Raw genomic sequence first — 17,533 nt, forward strand, 5'->3', positions numbered from 1 at the left:
AGGGCCAATCATCATGGATTGGCCCTTTTCTTGATCCGTATAGTTAAATGCGACATTACAGCCCCTACAAACAACGCCCATAATGGGGCAGACAGTCCAAAGAGGTTAATATGCATCACAGCGACCATAAACGTAAAGATGGATGCAAGAAGGTCCGAACACTTTCGTATAACGGCTCTGCCTGCTTGAAGGAATAAACCGAGTAACGGAATCCCCGTCATAATCGTGATAAAGGATGAGGGCAGTATGTGTACCCATCCAATCATTTGCCAAGCAAATATACCAAATAGAATGACCATTCCATTAGAGATTAATGCTGCAGAAATTCGGTTAGAATGATCTCCCGCTTCCGGACTGCTGCACAAGGCAGTCATCATTCCGCCGACATTAGCTGCATGTCCTCCGAATAGCCCTGCGCAAATACAGGCTAATCCAGAAGCAGTAATCGTTCGATTTACGGGGGGATCATACTGATGCCTTCTTAACGAAGCAAGCGCAACAGCTATATCATTGCTCATGATTAATAAAGATAATGGAATCGCAATAGAGATAAGCCCAGTGACTGTAAAATCGGGTACGACTAGCGATGGAAGTTTAAAGGCCATGCCGACTGCTTCATGCAAAGGCAGTTTATTCTGAATAAGCAGACCAATAACCGCCATCAATAATGACCATATGACAGGTGAAAGCCATTTGGTAAACCTCGGAATCACCCCATAACCAACCGCTGCCAATATACCGCATAACGGAAGCTGGAATGAAGCCGGTATCATTCCCCAAACATAAGAGAATAGCAAGCCTGCCAGCAAAGCATTAATGATAGGAGTAGGGACAAGCTTAAGTGCCTTTCCAAATATACCCGTAAAGCCCACTACAACCATCAATAGTCCTGACAGAATAAATCCCCCTGCTAGTACAGGTAACGAATAATGGCTCGCGATAGATCCTACAAAAGCAATCCCTGTAATGGAGTGTGCTCCTGCAAAAGGTATTCTGTATCTCAACGTTAATAGCGTGTTCAACACTCCACCTATTACATATACAGAAAAAAAACATGTAAGGAGTGTATCGTCAGGCCAGCCAGCTATTGCAGCTGCTTTAACCAGCAATATAGCTCCTCCGGTACATGCCAGCAATGCGGACAGCAATCCCGTTGTGAAGGCTCTCAAGGTCGTTACATCCCCTACCCTTTACTGTTAGCCTCATTAAGATCTTCATGACGAATGACCTGGCGTCCAAACATAACGATAATAAATGGACCGGAGATAAATGCTAAACTAACCATGATGAAAGAAACTAAAACTTCCATTCGTATTCACCTTCTTCTTCGTATGACTTTTATTACTATTAATCATAAAATGGAGGTGAACGAATGTAACCAGCCAATTGCGTACAATCTTATACCATCCAATTTTGTAATTGGAGTGGTTAGCAAAGAGCTTATAAGCAGAAAAAGGCTTACTTAAAATAAGTAAAATAACAAGCCAGTCAGATGCTGCATCTGACCGGCTTGTTCACTTACTTAGTCCATAATAGTTATCAGCCCTTAGCTGCCAGGAACGCAGAGGTCTGTGTTTCAAGTTCACTCTTCACTTTATCAACACCAGCTGCTTTCATCTTGGAATTCAGCGAATCAAACTGCTTATCGACATCCTTCACAGCCCCAATAGCAAGCGGCATGAAGTACTGAGTGGAGACGTTCTTCAGATTCGCAATTTCGGTCTTCACGTTATCCGTGTTGAAGGTAAAACCAAGATACGTAATTGGCTGTAAGAAGTCTTTAATCTTGTTGTTCAGCTCGATATAAGAATCCGTCCAGCTAACGCTTGGCTTGAAGTTATCCTTATCAACGAACCAAAAGCCTGCGGCATCAGGCGGATATGTGTTGGTTTCAGCAGTTACACCGTCGGGCAGAGCCAGCTTATCATCGGCCGTAATAACATAGTTTTTACCTTCGATACCGTAATAAGCGTTAAATACGTAAGTAGGATCTTCCATGATCAGATCAAGTGCTTCCATCGCCCGCTCCGGATGTTTGGAGTTAGCAGCGATTGCAATACCGTTGTTCAGCCAACTGTTAGACGGTGCATGACCTGTTGGTGACAGAACCGGCATAATGTAAGTCTCAATATTCTTGTCTTGGCAGGACGACAGTGTCGCTTGAATATCAATCGAGTTGCCAAACGCTACACCTGATTTGCCATCGCAGAAGTTATCTTTCGAGCGGATCTTGTTGGAATAGGGATTCTTGTTAACATACCCTGCATCATACCACTGCTTCATAATGCCTGCTGCGTATTTGAACGCGCCTTGAACGGGCTCGTCCGTAATGCTTAGGATTTTGCCGGATGGATCTTCCTGATCCGTATAGTTGCCAACACCGGAAGGGTCACCGGAATCAATTGGAGCACCAGCATAAGCGAACTTCTCTGATACCAAAGCCCCAAATGGCGTAGGTAAGTCATACTGGGAATCCAGATTAAGCGGAATCATGTTTGGATAATCTTTCTTGACCTCAGCGAAGTAAGGCTCAAGTTCCGAGATCTTAGTCGGATTAGTTAAACCAGCCTTCTCCATCACGTCTTTGCGAAGGACAATGACGTTTACTTTGCGGTCTGGCGTTGTTGTTGGAATCATGTACTGCTTGCCGTTAACTTGTGCTGCTTTATAAGCAGCCGGATCTTGCTTTGCCGTGTACTTCGGCATGTATTTCTGGAACATATCCTGAGTCAGTTCTTTGAAAGAGCCCTTGTTCGCTTCAGGCACATAGAAGTTCCAGTCCGCCGTGAAGACGAAGTCGACATCTTCACCGGACGCTAGAATAAGAGGATATTTGGAAGCGATGTCTCCCCATCCAATATAGTTAATTTCTAGAGTTGCGTTAATGTCCTTCTTCAGCTTCTCATTAAGTGCCGTCATCACATCCGGCATACCCTTTGGCGCTTCGCCAAGTAAATAACCAACAAGCTTTATCTCCTCCGAGTGGTCATTACCGGTATCTGTGGCTGCCGGCTCAGTGCTGTCAGCAGATGGTGAAGCCGAAGGCTCCGTTGAGGCATTGGAAGCTGCTGCTGTATTACTATTATTATTGTTGTTGCTGCTGCAGGCTGTGATTAGAAGCGCAATCATTGCGATCAATGCCAGCATAGTGAATAGGCTTTTTGTATTTCTTTTCAAGTGAATCCCTCCCCTTATAGTGGCCAAGCAATTACATCATCTATATACATTCCGAGATTGTACCGGAATCTATATCAACCTTTTACAGCACCAATCGTGACACCACTTACGAAATATTTCTGAGCGAACGGGAAGACAAGCAATATAGGACCTGTTGCGATAACTGTCATCGCCAGTTTGAATGTCTCCTTCGGAGCATCCAGGCTTGTCACATGCTGAGCCATAGCTGACGAGAGATTAATTGAAGACAACATCTTATACAGCAAATATTGCAGCGGAATCATAGAATCCTTCGTGGTGAACATCATGGCTGTCCACCAGTCATTCCAATAAGCCAAGGCAGTAAACACTCCGATAGAGGCAAGCGCTGGCTTACTAAGCGGAAGAATCATCTGCAAGAAAATCCTCATCTCCCCTGCTCCGTCAATCCTCGCGGATTCAATAAGCGGTTCAGGAACGGAGCTTTTAATAAAGCTTCGAAGAATCAGAATGTACATCACGTTGAACATCGGCCCCAGAATGAGTACGGCATAAGTGTTGGTGAGATGAAGATTGCGGCTAAGCCAAATATAATAGGGTGCTAGACCGCCATTAAACAGCGTTGTGAAGAAAAGAAAGAACGCCAGCTTGTTGCGATGCGCAAGCTCCTTCCTCCCGAGGACGTACGCCGCCATCGTCGAGATGAAGAGCGATACAACTGTACCAACAACGGTCACAATAACGGAAACCTTATAAGCGGTGAGAACATCCCCGGGGTAGCGGAAAATATACCGGAACGCTTCTGTTGAAAAGTCTTTCGGCCAGAACCAATAACCATCACTCAGCACAGAGCTTTCCGAAGAGAATGCACCGGCCAGCAGAACAATAAAGGGCAGCAGGCAGATCAGCGCGATAATGGAGACGACCGTATACGATATCGTTGTAAAGATAGGAGCGGAATTCAGCTTTCCTGTAGAAGCTTGACTGCTCATGTTAACACCCTGCTTTCTCACTTAAGTTGAATAAAGGCTGCAGATTTTAGAACAAGGCTTGTTCCTTGTCATATCTGCGGACAAGCCAGTTGGCTGCCAAGATAATAATCAGCGTCAGCACGGATTGGTACAGACCAACCGAAGACGCCATACCGAAGTCTGCAGACCCCATCAAAGAGCGGAAGGCAAGCGTGTCGATAATGTCTGTGGCATCCATTAACAATCCGTTATTACCGATTAACTGATAGAACATATCGAACTCGCCTCTCATAATCCGGCCTAGACCCAGTAGAATCAAAATGACCATCGTTGGCTTTAGCAGAGGTAGTGTAATCTGCATAATGCGCTGGAGCCGGGTAGCCCCATCAATGGTTGCCGCCTCGTATATTTCCTGGTCAATGCCCACAATGGCAGCCAGGTATAAAATGCTTCCGTAGCCCACCCACTTCCACACATACAGGAACGGCAGCAGGAAGTACCAATAGCTGGTGTTGGAATAAATATCAAGTGCCTGTATATCGAGAAAATGAAGAACCTTGTTTACAATGCCATACTCATAATTAAGGAAGTTATAGACAAACGCCGATACGGTAACCCAGGATATAAAATAAGGGAGGAACATCAGTGTTTGGCTCAGCTTCTTGAACGACTTGCGGCGGATCTCGGATAAGAAAACGGCAGCAACGATGGAGAACACGGTGTAGCAGCCTAAGAATATAACGTTATACACCATCGTATTGCGAGTCACAAGCCAAGCCTTCCCCGAAGCGAAAAAGTAATGAAAGTTATCCAATCCAACCCATTCACTTAAGAACATGCCACCATGCCTGGAATAGGATTCGAACGCCATAACAATACCGCCCATCGGAATGTAAGCGAATACAACATAATAAACAGCAACGGGTACAAACATCAGATACAACAGCCAATTTTTTCGAATATCCTTCATGTAGGCGACCTCCATAGCATTCTCTCCAGCAATCTCTATCTGCTTCCAATGTTACCGAAAGTGCCTTCCGCCTCACACGGGGTAAACTTACGATCATCTTTGAAAATCACATCTGCCGGCACTTATAAAAAAAAAGCCCACCCGGCATTACCGCCCGGACAGGCTTCCTCAATCTAATTATTGATTTGCAAGATAATCAGCCGCTTGCTTCTGTACTTCCGCCTTAACCTTATCAATTCCAGCCTTCTTCATATGCTGTACCAACGTATCAAAAGCAGCCTCCACATTATCAACCGCCCCGATATAGATCGGCTGCGCATATTGTGTGGATATACTTTTCAGATTGGCAATCTCCGACTTCACTTGATCAGAATTAAACAGGAATCCAAGTAAAGGGGTCGGCTCGAGCAGCGGCTGAACCCGCTCCTGCAAAGCCTTATAGGGATCCGTCCAATTGGCAACCGGTTTAAAGAGGTCCTTATTCACAAACCAGAAGCCGGCAGCATCAGGAGGATATGTATTCGACTCGGACGTAACTCCTTCTGGCAAGCCAATCTTATCGTCAGGTGTAATGGTATAGTTGATCCCTTCGATGCCATAATAAGCCAGATACGCATAGGAGGGATCCTCCATAAGCAGATCAAGAGCCTCCATGGCCCGCTCCGGATTTTTGGAGGAAGCGGATATCGCTACACCATTGTTCAGCCAACTTGCCTTCGTGGCTTTCCCGGACGGATACACCATCGGAAATGGATATACATCAATTCCCTGCTCCTTGCAGGACATAAAAACATTCATCATATCGATGGAATTGCCGAATGCGATACCCGATTTGCCGTTGCAGAAATTGTCCTTGGAACGAATGCTGTTGGCATACGGGTTTTTATTCATATATCCCTTGTCATACCACTCCTTCATTATATAAGCGACTTCCTTCTGCCAGCTCAGTATCGGTTCCTCTGTCATGCTGTACATGACACCCTCCGGGTCCTCCATATCCGCTGTTATTCCTTGAGCAAGCGGATCACCTGAATCGAATGGAGCACTAAACCAGGCGAATTTCTCCATCAGCAAATAAGTAAACGGGGTTGGAAGATCATATTGGGAATCAAGGTTGAGAGGAATCATGCTTGGATAACTGCGCTTTATCTCAGCGAGGTACGGCTCAATCTCCGAGAACTTTGTAATTTGCGTCATGCCTGCCTTCTCCATCACATCCTTACGGAATAAGGCAATATTCACCTTACGATCGGGAGAGGAGGTCGGAATCATATAAGGTGTTCCATTTACGTCGGCTGCACGGAGCGCTTCGGGCGCCATAGCCTCCATATGCCTCGGCATGTATTGCTCCAGCAAGGATTGACTAAGCGGATAGAATGCCCCCTTTGTAGCCTCAGATACATAGAAGTTCCAGTCCGCTGCAAAAATAAAATCAACATCCTGGCCGCTTGCAAGAACAAGCGGGTACTTCGAAGCGACGTCATTCCACGCTATGTAATTAAGCTCAATCTTTGCATTGATATCTTTCTTCAGCTTCTCGTTAATCGCCTGCAGTACTTGCTGCATGCCCTTCGGTGCCTCTCCAAGCAAATAACCTACAAGCTTCACTTCCTTCTCGTGACCAGGACCTGGGTTAGCTGCTTCTTGTTCATCCCCATTACCAGTGCAAGCTGTCAATCCAAGCACGAGAAGCACGGACAGCAGAGCCGCCCCCAGCCATAACTGTCCTTTTATTCCCCGTCTCATTGCGCTCTCCCCCGTTCATCCAGTCTTCGTTCGGGCAGCCGCAGCAAAACGCTGGTTCCTTCTCCCTCTGAGCTGTCGAACCTCAGTCCGTATTGAAGACCATAAGACAGCTGCAGCCTCTCTTCAATATTACGGACGCCATAACCTCCCCTGTCACCCTCCACTGAAGGGGCTTGCAGGATCGTACTAAGCTGCTCGGCAGACATGCCTACTCCATCATCTGTCACTTTAATCAGAAGATCACCCTTATCAGTCCAGGCTGCAATCCTGATCTCTCCTTCTTCACTGTCCTTCTCCATAATGCCGTGCAGAATTGCATTCTCAACAAGCGGCTGCAGCAGAATCTTGGGCAGCTGGCAGTCATATAGATCTCTTGAAACCTCAAACTCTAATCGGACGCTGTCACCAAAGCGCATATTCTGGATTCGAACATACGCTTCAATATGCTTCAGCTCGCTCTCCAGCGAGACATATTCCTTGCCGTTCGACAAGCTTAATTTGTAGAAAACAGCAAGCTCGTCTACGACCCGCTTAATATCGCCCGCATTGGATTCAATCGCCATCGCATTGATCAGATCAAGTGTATTGTACAGAAAATGAGGGTTGATCTGCGCCTGGAGCGCCTTCAATTCTTTATTTTTAACCTCGCGCCCAAGCGACGACTTCTCTTCGATTAGACCAGATATGTTCTGAACCATCGTATTGAAGTTATGGGTCAGCTCACCGATCTCATCATCATTCGCCGGCAGAGGAGCAAGCTGGAAATGTCCATGCTTCACCTTCCGCACATGAACAATCAGCCTTCGAATCCGCTTTGTCGCCGAAGCAGCTACGAAGAAGGAGAAAGGCAGCATAAAGGGCACAACGATTAGGAAGATCGATATTATCCGGTTTCTCGCTTTGACGCTGGATTGCAATATATCGGTATAAGGCACCACAAGTGCAACTTTCATATCCGTATGAGGAATAGCCTGCACGCCAAGCAAATGCCGGCTTCCTTCGATCGGATAATTATTGTTATAATAGTTGTCCACTTCGTCGGAATCGAGGTACAGCTCGCTTACTTTCTTCACAAGCTCATCCGAATAAGAGAACCGGTCGGATTTGCCAAGCAGCTCTCCTTCATCATTAAACAAGAACGCAGCTGCATTCGGAGTCAGGATAGCATGGTTAAGAACAGACTCCATCGCTGCGGGCTTTACGCGGGCCCGGACAATACCATCAAATTGCTGAATATCATGTTCATTCGGAATTTTACGCAGGATAGTTAATTCCCGGCTGTCAGCACCGGGCGTTATGGCAGTGGAAGGCAGCCATGCGACAAAGGCGTTAACAGAGGAGAACCGGGTATACCAAGCTTCCGATTCCACTTTCTTCATATCCAGGAAATCAACATTTTCCGTTGCGCCGGCTATACCTTGTCTCATATAGATCTGAATGGAATCTATATCTTCATTATAACGGAACTGATTAATGAGCCTTGAAAGCTGCAGCGAAGCCATATGCCAGACGTCTATGTCCTCATAAGGCTTGGAATCCTCATCAACTGCCTTCTGGACAAGCTCGTTAAAGGCGATAAAATTAAGCACTTCCGTAATCGCTTCCGACTTATATTCGAGATAAGCCTTCGTCTCATCCAGCATTTTACGTGAGGCATAGACCGCCGCTTCTTTATTCTCTTGCTGCGTGGTGCTGATATGAATAAACAACAGCAGCAGAAACGGGATCATAATGACCAGAACATAAGTCGCAAACAGTTTATACCGAATGCTTAAGAAGATTGGCCGTTTCAGTCTTCTTCTCATCGGGCGGCACGCTCCCTGAATTCGGAAGGAGTGCAGCCTGCGTTTCGTTTGAAAAAGGTGGTGAAGTAATTAGCATCAGTCATGCCTATCAGAAGCGCCACTTCAATCATTTTTACATTCTGATCACTCAGCAGCTCCTTCGCCTTGTTCATCCTTGTATCCGTAATATACTCCTTAATCGTCTGCCGACTATGCTTCTTGAAATAAGCGCATAGATACGTTTCACTTAGCTGAACATGATCAGCTATCGCACGGATCGTAAAGCCTTTCTCGTGAAAGTGGGCATGGATATAACGCATAATCTCCCTCATCTTACCGCTTCCCGCTCCTGCCTCATCATCGCTTGGCTCGGCCATCGCATCAAGAAACGACAACACATATTGTTCCAGCTCCTCCAGGCTTGGAATGCGGTCGATCTCCTTCCACATGTAGCGCCTCTCGGTATCTTTCGAAATCTCAGCCAGCCCAAGCTGTACAGCTGTCTCCATAATCGCAATGAGGAATTGAAAATAGGTATCTTTGAGACGCAAAATATCAAGGTCCATCTGCTTACGTGCGTAAGCCGTCCATTCCCCCACGATTCGTTTGGCTTCATCTACATGGCCTTTACGCAGCTGATCACGCATCATCCGTACCTCTTCCCAGTTCGTCACAACTGGGGCATAACTATCAAGTGCATCAGAGAAAATCGGCTTCGATCCGCTGCTATAATATTGGTAAGCACACGCAAGTGAAGCCATTCGATAGGATTCCGGAATTTCCTTATGAGAGAATACCGTCTGCCCGATTCCGATTCGAATATCGACGGATGGTCCCGCAATAACACGGAGCTCCGAGAAAACATCCTCTATCTCTGCTCTGCCATTTCGATAGGTGCTGCCATACTCACCCGGCAAGATAAGCACCAGATGATTAAGCGAATCAAATCCGGCAAGCGCTTTCATTTCATTAAAACAATTACAGCTCGAAATCGCTTCTAGTATTCTTAATTGCGTCACACCTGGATCTTCCGGGAGATTGAAAGGACTCCAATAAAGGCTTGAGACCGCTATCGTAAAAGGTCCTTCCGCTGGAAGCAGGAACGTTTCACGGCTGCGCAGCGCAGGAATAACATGGGGGGCCTCCGGGTTAGACACAAGCCGGCGCACCATCTCTTGTCTCAGATAAGGCAGACTGTGGTCGTACCCTTCTTGGAGCTTCCGTTCTTCCTCCTTGCGCTTCTGCTCTTCCTTGCGGAGCCGAATGGCGGACTCCACCACATCACGTACTTCGTTCAAATTCACGGGCTTCTCAATATATGTAAATACTTTCAGTTGAATGGCTGATTTCAGATACTCCTTATCGGAGAAGCCGCTGAGGAAAATAATCGGGCAATCAGGATCGGTCTCCCGATACTGGCTGGCGAATTCGATGCCGCTCATCTTCGGCATTCTTATATCACACAAAATGATATCAGGCTTACGTTCCATTGCAATCTCGAGTGCCTGAAGTCCGTTGCGCGCCGTTTCTACTTCATCAATACCAACAGTGTCCCAAGGGATATAATTTCTCAATAATTCTCTTGTCCGAGTCTCGTCGTCAATAATTAATAACTTCAAGAGAATCCCTCCTGAATCCGATGTAACGGATAAGATTCACACTAGCTAATTGTGGACACGACTCCGTCACCTCATTATAGAAGGAAGATTGTGGCCTGCATACAGGAAAAAGCTATGATTACCTTTGATTCTTGAAGCTGATTCCTCCTTGGTATCGGCATAGCAAAAGCAGCAAGCCTTAGAGATGCTCCCCGGCTTGCTGCCTGCAATTGAATAGTTAGTTTTTAATCAATGACCAGTCATCCACTCTCACCCAGTTGCCGGCATTAGCAACCGAATACAGGCCAATCTGTGCTTGGCCGTTTGTCACCTGAATATTAGGTACCGTTATCTGTGTCCAGCTGCTGATCGACGTATTAATAGCGGCATCCAGCTCGGAGCCACCGTAATTTTTGACATAGATCTGGGCAGTTGTCTGCCCACCGCTGCTCTTCACCCATACCTTCAGCGTATACGTTCCGTTCGGAAGACCGGTCACCGTTTGGTAACGGCTCGCACTGTAAGCGGTCGTTGCATATTGATTACCCGACCATCTTCCCGAATGGGCTCCGCCTTCAATATTAGAGTTAGGATCTGTTGCCGTATTAAACCAGGTACTCCAGCCCGCCAGACTGATCTGGGCTACCCTGTCTGCCTCATAGCTTGAATTCATGGCATAGTTGTTGCCGCTGCCCACACTCCAGGTTCCCGTTGCAGCATCTAGATTAAACTGGCTTACAGAGCTCATTGTTGGTGTCGTACCGCTGAACGAAATCGGCATCCATTGATTATAACCAATTCCGTTGCCGGCGAAGTCGCTCCAGCGGTCACCGCCGAATAGAATCGTGGTCTGCGAGGTTCCTTGCACTTTAATAAACATGGAAGTTTGCGAGACATGCGAGAAGTCTACATCTGTTCCATTCATGACAAACTCACTTCCATATGTGCCTTTAATGCTTGTCGAAGTGACACAGTAAGTATGCGAAGCATTCCATCCATGCAGGTCGGATGAGCATAAGTAATACACACCGTTATATTTGAACATCGCATTCCCTTCACGGCCGCCTGCGCTGCTGTTGAACACGTTAGTCGCCGGTTCGACGTTCAAATAATCTGATGCCCGAAGCTCAGAGACATAAAGATGACTTCTTCCGCTGGCATTACTGAATATGAGATAAGCCTTCCCGTCATCGTCGACGAAGGTGGACTGATCGCCTGACATGTTGTTTACTACATTCGTAATTGAGGTTTGGACATGATCAAAGGTAAAGGTTCCCGTTGGCGTACTGCTTGTCGCGAAGGCAATCCCACTTCCGGCAGGACCCGCATATTGCGTGATCAGCACATATTTCTGCGTATTTGTGTTGTACACAACCCCGAGGCGCCCCAGCCAATCCGCATCCCAGGTCGAGCCATCGGTCGCACCGGTTATCACATTGCCGCAGAACGTCCAGTTGGCAAGGTCAGTAGAAGAATAGCAGGTCACAGCAGCGAAGCTTGTGTCGCTGTTTTTGGAAGACGGATTATTATAGTAAGTTACCGCTCCATTATATTTGACTCCGTACCAGTAATACGTGCTGCCAACTTTCAAAATATTTCCGCCTTGAGAGTAGATGGGATTGCCTGAGGTATCCTTCCAGAAAACATCATTATTAATCGTCTTAGCCGCCGCACTTGCCGTCTGTGCGCCAAAGGATAACACAACAGCGGCGAACAATATCAAGCTTTGCAAAGTGGCCAACCATTTCAACTTCATCTTCATTCCTAGCACCTCTCTTTACGATATTGGTACATACTCCTTCCTCTAACTCCTCCTTTCTGTTGTAGTCGCTGTATATTTTAAAGCGCTTTCAAATGGTGAGAAAGCGGAAGAAGTTATGATTATCTTTACTAACTTACGATTAATAAAAAAAGAGACCGAGGAAAGACTGCCCATCACGGCAGTCTCCTCGGTCTCCACTATTCAGCTCCAACCTCCATGTTATCAAATAGCTTGGTATTTTCCTTAATCAGCCCCAAGCGGCCAGCTCCAGCTCGAAATCGTTCGCGAAATCAGGACTGATTGGTGTGACCCGCACGTTTACGTCAGCCTTCCAGATGTTGTCTACCGGGATGTCTGAAGAAGTGCCCTCGTAAATATAGAGTCCCTTACTCTGCTGCTTTATGGCTTTTAGTGTCACCTTCCAGAGACCGCGATGGCCATCGGAGCCAACCGCCTCCACGCGGACGTCCTTGTGCCATATGGCGCCGAGCTCAATCTCAGCCCGGAAAGACTTCTTGTTCATTCCGATTCTGCAGCTATTGTCTTCAATAATATCCACTTTCCTGACATGCACACCAGACCAGTTGTCGCGGATAAAATGCTTGTAAGCCGCAACCCTTGACGCAACCTCGAGGTTATCCGCAGCGAAACGTTTCCCTCTTGCACTGGTTGGAATGTACATCTTGTGCCAGTAATCGGTAACCATTCTTTGAGTGTTGTAGACAGGTGCAAGCGAACAGATCGATTCCTTCATTACGTCGACCCATTCCATCGGGACCATCTGATCACCCTGCTTGTAGAACAACGGGATAATCTCTTCCTCAAGCAGCCGATAAAGCGCTTCAGTATCCTGCTTCGCCTGGAGCTCGGTGTCGCTATCCATCGTACTCTCGATAGCCCATCCGTTTCTACCGTTGTAGCCCTCTACCCACCACCCGTCTAGTACACTGCAGTTAAGCACGCCATTCAGAGCAGCCTTTTGCCCACTTGTACCGCTGGCTTCCATTGGCTTCAGTGGCGTATTTAGCCAAACATCAACACCTTGAACAAGCAGCTTTGCCTTATCCATAGCATAATTCTCTATCATGAAGACGCGGTCTTTGAACCTATTATCATGAGACAGCTCCACAATTTGGCGAATCAGGTCCTGCCCAGGTCCGTCAGCGGGATGCGCCTTGCCAGCGAAAACGAGGACCACCGGGCGGTCTGGATTACCCAGTATACGCGTGATCCGCTCCCGGTCACTGAAGATAAGCAATGCCCGCTTATACGTCGCAAATCGTCTGGCAAAACCAATGATTAACGGCATTCTATCAGCCGGGGAGAGCGGCAGACCAAAAGCCTGAAGCATCTTGAGCTTAGCCTGCTGATGTTCCTCCCACAGCTCGATGCCAGGAATATCCCGAACAGCAGCCCATACTTCCGGCTCTGCAGTTTGCAAAGTCCAGTCGGACGGGAGATACCGGTCGAACAGCTCTTTCAAGTCAGCCCCTAGCCATGTCCCGGTATGGATGCCGTTTGTAACCGAATCGACGGGAATGTCCCGTACTGGAATATGCGGCATCCAACGATGGAACATTTCCCGGGTAACCTCACCATGCAGTTTGCTCACCCCGTTCACTTTCGACGAGGTACTGACGGCAAGACGCGTCATGTTGAACACGCCGTTCATGCTGCCAAGTGACAATACCCGCTCCCTGTCAGTTCCGAGCTGCCAGTAGTAGTCACCGAAATAACGGTCCATCATGTCGATGGAGAAAACGTCATGCCCAGCTGGAACCGGTGTATGCGTCGTAAAGACGGTGCTTGCCTTGACGGCTTCGAGTGCTGTCTCGAAAGACAAACCTTCAGCGGAAAGCATGCGGATTCGCTCGAGTGTTAGGAAGGCGCAGTGCCCTTCATTCATATGCCAGACCTCTGGCCGGATGCCTAGTGCCGTAAGCAATCTTGTACCACCGATGCCGAGGAGGATCTCCTGGCTTATACGAATATCCTGTGCACCTGGATATAGCGTGTCAGTCAAGTGGCGGTCCGCATCACTGTTCGATTCAACATCGGTATTAAGCAGGTACAAGATGACCGAGCCCACCTGTACGGACCATGCTTTTGCATATACCTTTCTGCCCTGGAGCGGAACCTCAATAATGATAGGCCGACCATTGTCATCCCGCACAAGTTGAACCGGATAGACACTGGCCTCTAGGTCCACTTCGGGGTACAAATGATGCTGTGAACCACTTTCGTCAATACGTTGCTGGAAATAACCTTTACCATAAAATATACCTACGCCCGTAAGCGGAATATTCAAGTCTGCTGCCGCCTTGACATGGTCGCCAGCCAAAATGCCAAGGCCACCCGAGTAGATCGGTAAGGATTCATCAAGTCCGAACTCCGCCGAGAAATACGCAATACTGTTGTTTTGCATAATTCCACCCCATTTTTCACCAAATTGCACCATGAAAGCGCCTAATAACTTAGTGCCTTACTACTATATGACGATTTGTGGTACATGTGCCTATATTCGTAAGCCACGGTTCATTAGTTTACTGTCTAACAACAAAAAAAAGAGCCATATGGAATGAAATTCCACTGGCTCATTATTAATTATTTTTTTTAGGTTAATAGCGCAGCCAGACGCTCATTTCTCCTCGCTCACGGTTGCCCCACAGATAATAAGGAATTGCTTTGAAGCGAACAGCTTTTTTCTGCTTGCTTAACGTTCGGTATGGAAGGCCCGGCTCCCAGCCAGAATCGTCCGTAACAACCCCGTCCCCTTCCACAACCACGCATCCTCCAAGCAGATCGGCAGCCATATGCTCTGTCAGGGTTGGTTCATCGGTAATCGACAAAGAAGCAAGCGGCTTCCCGTTATCTGCTTCTTCCACGCAATACACGAGCGGGCCACGTTGGATAGCAGCTTTACCAGCATCCGCGCGGATTAGCGGGTTCGCTGCTATAAGCTTTGTCTCGATTGGCAGCAGCCATTCCACCAGATCTCCCTCTTTCCATATGCGGTCGACTTTCGCATAGCCTTGTTCGATGTGGTAATGAACGGATTCTCCATTCACTTTCAATGTCGGGCGGTCACTATTGAACCAGTTCGGAATACGAAGCGCTAGAGCAAACGGAGCTTCATTTGTTTCCTCCGGCAAGGACATCATGAATTCAACCCGGCCGTTCCATGGAAGCTCCGATTTCTGGCTCAACACTACCTTTTGGCCTCCCGCCTCGAATGATACCTCGCTACCGATATACAAATGAACGTGAACTGTACGGCCGTCTTCCGATACATCATAAATATACTCATCAAGCGAACCGATCAAGCGCGCCACGTTAGGCGGACAGCAGGAACATCCGAACCATTTCTGCCTAACTGGCTTCACATGGAATTTATCCGGATTCTTGGCACTAGCTTCAGGTAAAACTTCGAGCGGATTCACGTAGAAGAAATGCTTACCATCCTTAGCCATGCTTCCAAGCACGTTGTTGTACAAAGCTCGTTCCATCACGTCGGCATATTCACTCTTTGCTTCCAATTGAAGCATCCGCCGCGACCAGAAGATCAAGCCGATCGAGGCACAAGTCTCCGCATATACAGTATCGTTTGGAAGATCGTGATCGAATGTAAAGGCTTCTCCGAGATGAGTTGCACCTATTCCTCCAGTGATGTACATTTGTTTGCCGGTCGTATTGGCCCACAGCCGCTCGCAAGCTTCGCGGAGTTTAACATCGCCAGTTAACCGGGCAAGATCGGCCATTGCCGTATACAGGTATACCGCCCGAACGGAATGCCCGACGGCGACTGGCTGCTCACGAACTGGAAGATGGCTTTGATAAACCTCAAGATTAGGCGCACCCTGAGCCCAGATCGTAGTCCGACCGCGGCGTTCCCATTCTTCAATAAAGTAGCTTGGCTTACTGCCGCGTTCGTCAATGAAGTAAAGGCTCAAGTTCAAATACCGCTCTTCTCCTGTAACCTGATACAGCTTGACTAAAGCCAACTCAACCTCCGGATGGCCGCAGTAAGCCTTCATTTGTCCCGGGTTTGTCCCGAATAAAGTAGCGATCAGGTCGGCGAAACGGCAGGAGATATCGAGTAAATTCCGCTTGCCCGTAGCTTTATAGTAAGCAACTGCGGCTTCGAACAGGTGACCTGCACAATACAGCTCATGGGCTTCATACAGGTTCGTCCACTCATTTCCAGGCTCCTGAATCGTGAAGTACGTATTCAAATACCCGTTCTCGTGCTGTGCTTGTCCAATTAACGCGATAGCCTCGTCCGCGATTTGTTCCAGCTCCGGATCGGGATGATGTTCAAGTGAATAAGCAACAGCCTCCAGCCACTTGAATAGATCGCTGTCCTGGAAGATCCAGCCACCGAACTCCCCCTTCTCTAGACCTGCTGCAATTCGAAAATTACGGATTGAGTAGCTTGGCTCTGCATCTTGAATTCGATCATTTAATGCTTCCCATTGATACGGAATAACCGTTTGACGTACAAGCTCTGAATATTCATTCCAGAAATTATCTTTTATATGGGTGTGTGTAGATTTCATAATGCTCCTCCTCAAAAAGATACAAATTGACTCCATCTATTTTCGAGTATATGCTTTATCCATCAAATCCAATAGGAACGGATTGAACTTTTTTCTATACAAAATAACACAGATAGAAGCGTGAATCCCTTGAATAAAGACAACCTCGTAAAATTACAAACTCCACCTCTTCCTTATTATTGGGAGTCTGGCCGTTCAGAGTTTCGAGTGGGCGAACGGCATCCCAATCGAAGGAAACTTGGTATATTCGACCTGATTATCGTGGCTGAGGGGGAGTTATTTATAGGAGAGAACGGGCAGGAATGGTCCCTTGGAAAAGGAAATACCTTGCTCCTGCTGCCGGATGGTGAGCACTATTCGGTTAAGCCCTGTGAACAGGCTACTACTTTTTATTGGATCCATTTCGAGCATAAGACTTGGAGTACAAGTGCGAAGGAAGGAGCTACTGCGAACTCTTTCTCGAATCCTCCGACCATCAGCATCCCTAAACACATCTCGCTGGCCGATCCTGAGAATGCATTTAAGCTGATGCGCCAGCTGCTAAGTTTGACGGTTGGGGATTCCTTTTGGCAAGAACAGAATTTGCTGGCGCAGCTTCTGGCTATGCTTGAGAGCGAACGCTTGCACAGAAACAGCACTCCTGCCACACGTCTCGCGGAGAAAGCTGCATTTTATATACAGCAGAACTTTCGTAATGACATAACGAATGAGCTCCTTGCCGAGGAGCTGCATTTTCATCCCAATTACATCGTTCGCTGCATGAAAAAGAGGTATGGCATGACGCCGAGCCATTACTTGCTTGAGTTCCGTCTGGAACAGGCGAAAAAACTTCTCATTTCCTCGGAGTGGTCGATTGAGCGAATTGCCAACGAAGTTGGTTTTCTATACGCACCTTATTTCTCCGCATGCTTCAAACGAAGAGAGGGAATATCTCCGCTCCGCTATCGCAAATCAGTACAGCATTAGCCGCTTTCTTAAGTATGTACCAAG

The 17,533-nt window shown here is 47.4% G+C and carries 11 protein-coding genes; 1 reads left to right on the plus strand and 10 read right to left on the minus strand.

All coding sequences use genetic code 11. From position 1 onward, the window contains the following. Window positions 1-11: 11 nt before the first annotated feature. From AC0YNT_RS24345 to AC0YNT_RS24390, 10 genes are all read right to left on the minus strand, one after another. Entirely contained in the window at window positions 12-1,169 is a 1,158-nt protein-coding gene (locus AC0YNT_RS24345; protein ID WP_475806931.1) for a benzoate/H(+) symporter BenE family transporter, read from the minus strand. Between the two features lie 370 nt (window positions 1,170-1,539). Then, entirely contained in the window at window positions 1,540-3,177 is a 1,638-nt protein-coding gene (locus tag AC0YNT_RS24350; protein WP_475806932.1) for a DUF3502 domain-containing protein, read from the minus strand. Window positions 3,178-3,251: 74 nt separating this feature from the next. Next, the gene (locus AC0YNT_RS24355; protein WP_475806933.1) at window positions 3,252-4,148 is read right to left on the minus strand and encodes a carbohydrate ABC transporter permease; all 897 of its coding nucleotides are present in this window, start codon (window positions 4,146-4,148) and stop codon (window positions 3,252-3,254) included. Window positions 4,149-4,194: 46 nt separating this feature from the next. Continuing rightward, a complete protein-coding gene (locus AC0YNT_RS24360; protein ID WP_167281823.1) occupies window positions 4,195-5,097 on the minus strand; it encodes an ABC transporter permease in 903 nt (300 codons plus the stop codon). 177 nt (window positions 5,098-5,274) lie between these two features. Continuing rightward, window positions 5,275-6,843 carry an extracellular solute-binding protein gene (locus tag AC0YNT_RS24365; RefSeq protein WP_475806934.1) on the minus strand — a complete coding sequence of 523 codons (1,569 nt, stop codon included), beginning with the start codon at window positions 6,841-6,843 and terminating at the stop codon, window positions 5,275-5,277. Then, window positions 6,840-8,648 (minus strand): cache domain-containing sensor histidine kinase, encoded by a 1,809-nt coding sequence (locus AC0YNT_RS24370; RefSeq protein ID WP_475806935.1) that lies wholly within the window; start codon window positions 8,646-8,648, stop codon window positions 6,840-6,842. Before AC0YNT_RS24370 ends, AC0YNT_RS24365 begins: the two co-directional genes overlap by 4 nt. Next, window positions 8,645-10,246: a response regulator gene (locus AC0YNT_RS24375; RefSeq protein WP_475806936.1), complete on the minus strand. Its 1,602-nt coding sequence runs from the start codon at window positions 10,244-10,246 to the stop codon at window positions 8,645-8,647. The genes AC0YNT_RS24370 and AC0YNT_RS24375 overlap by 4 nt, the downstream gene beginning before the upstream one ends. A 217-nt stretch (window positions 10,247-10,463) precedes the next feature. Further along, a complete protein-coding gene (locus AC0YNT_RS24380; protein WP_475806937.1) occupies window positions 10,464-11,987 on the minus strand; it encodes a family 43 glycosylhydrolase in 1,524 nt (507 codons plus the stop codon). 247 nt (window positions 11,988-12,234) lie between these two features. Continuing rightward, on the minus strand, window positions 12,235-14,412 hold the full coding sequence (gene glgP / locus AC0YNT_RS24385; RefSeq protein ID WP_475806938.1) for an alpha-glucan family phosphorylase: 2,178 nt from the start codon (window positions 14,410-14,412) through the stop codon (window positions 12,235-12,237). 193 nt (window positions 14,413-14,605) lie between these two features. Then, a complete protein-coding gene (locus tag AC0YNT_RS24390; RefSeq protein WP_475806939.1) occupies window positions 14,606-16,543 on the minus strand; it encodes a glycoside hydrolase family 127 protein in 1,938 nt (645 codons plus the stop codon). Between the two features lie 120 nt (window positions 16,544-16,663). Here AC0YNT_RS24390 and AC0YNT_RS24395 point away from each other — a divergent pair, with 120 nt between their 5' ends. Then, window positions 16,664-17,509 (plus strand): AraC family transcriptional regulator, encoded by an 846-nt coding sequence (locus AC0YNT_RS24395; RefSeq protein WP_475806940.1) that lies wholly within the window; start codon window positions 16,664-16,666, stop codon window positions 17,507-17,509. The last annotated feature ends 24 nt before the right edge of the window (window positions 17,510-17,533 follow it).

This window comes from Paenibacillus sp. J22R56 (assembly GCF_056269375.1).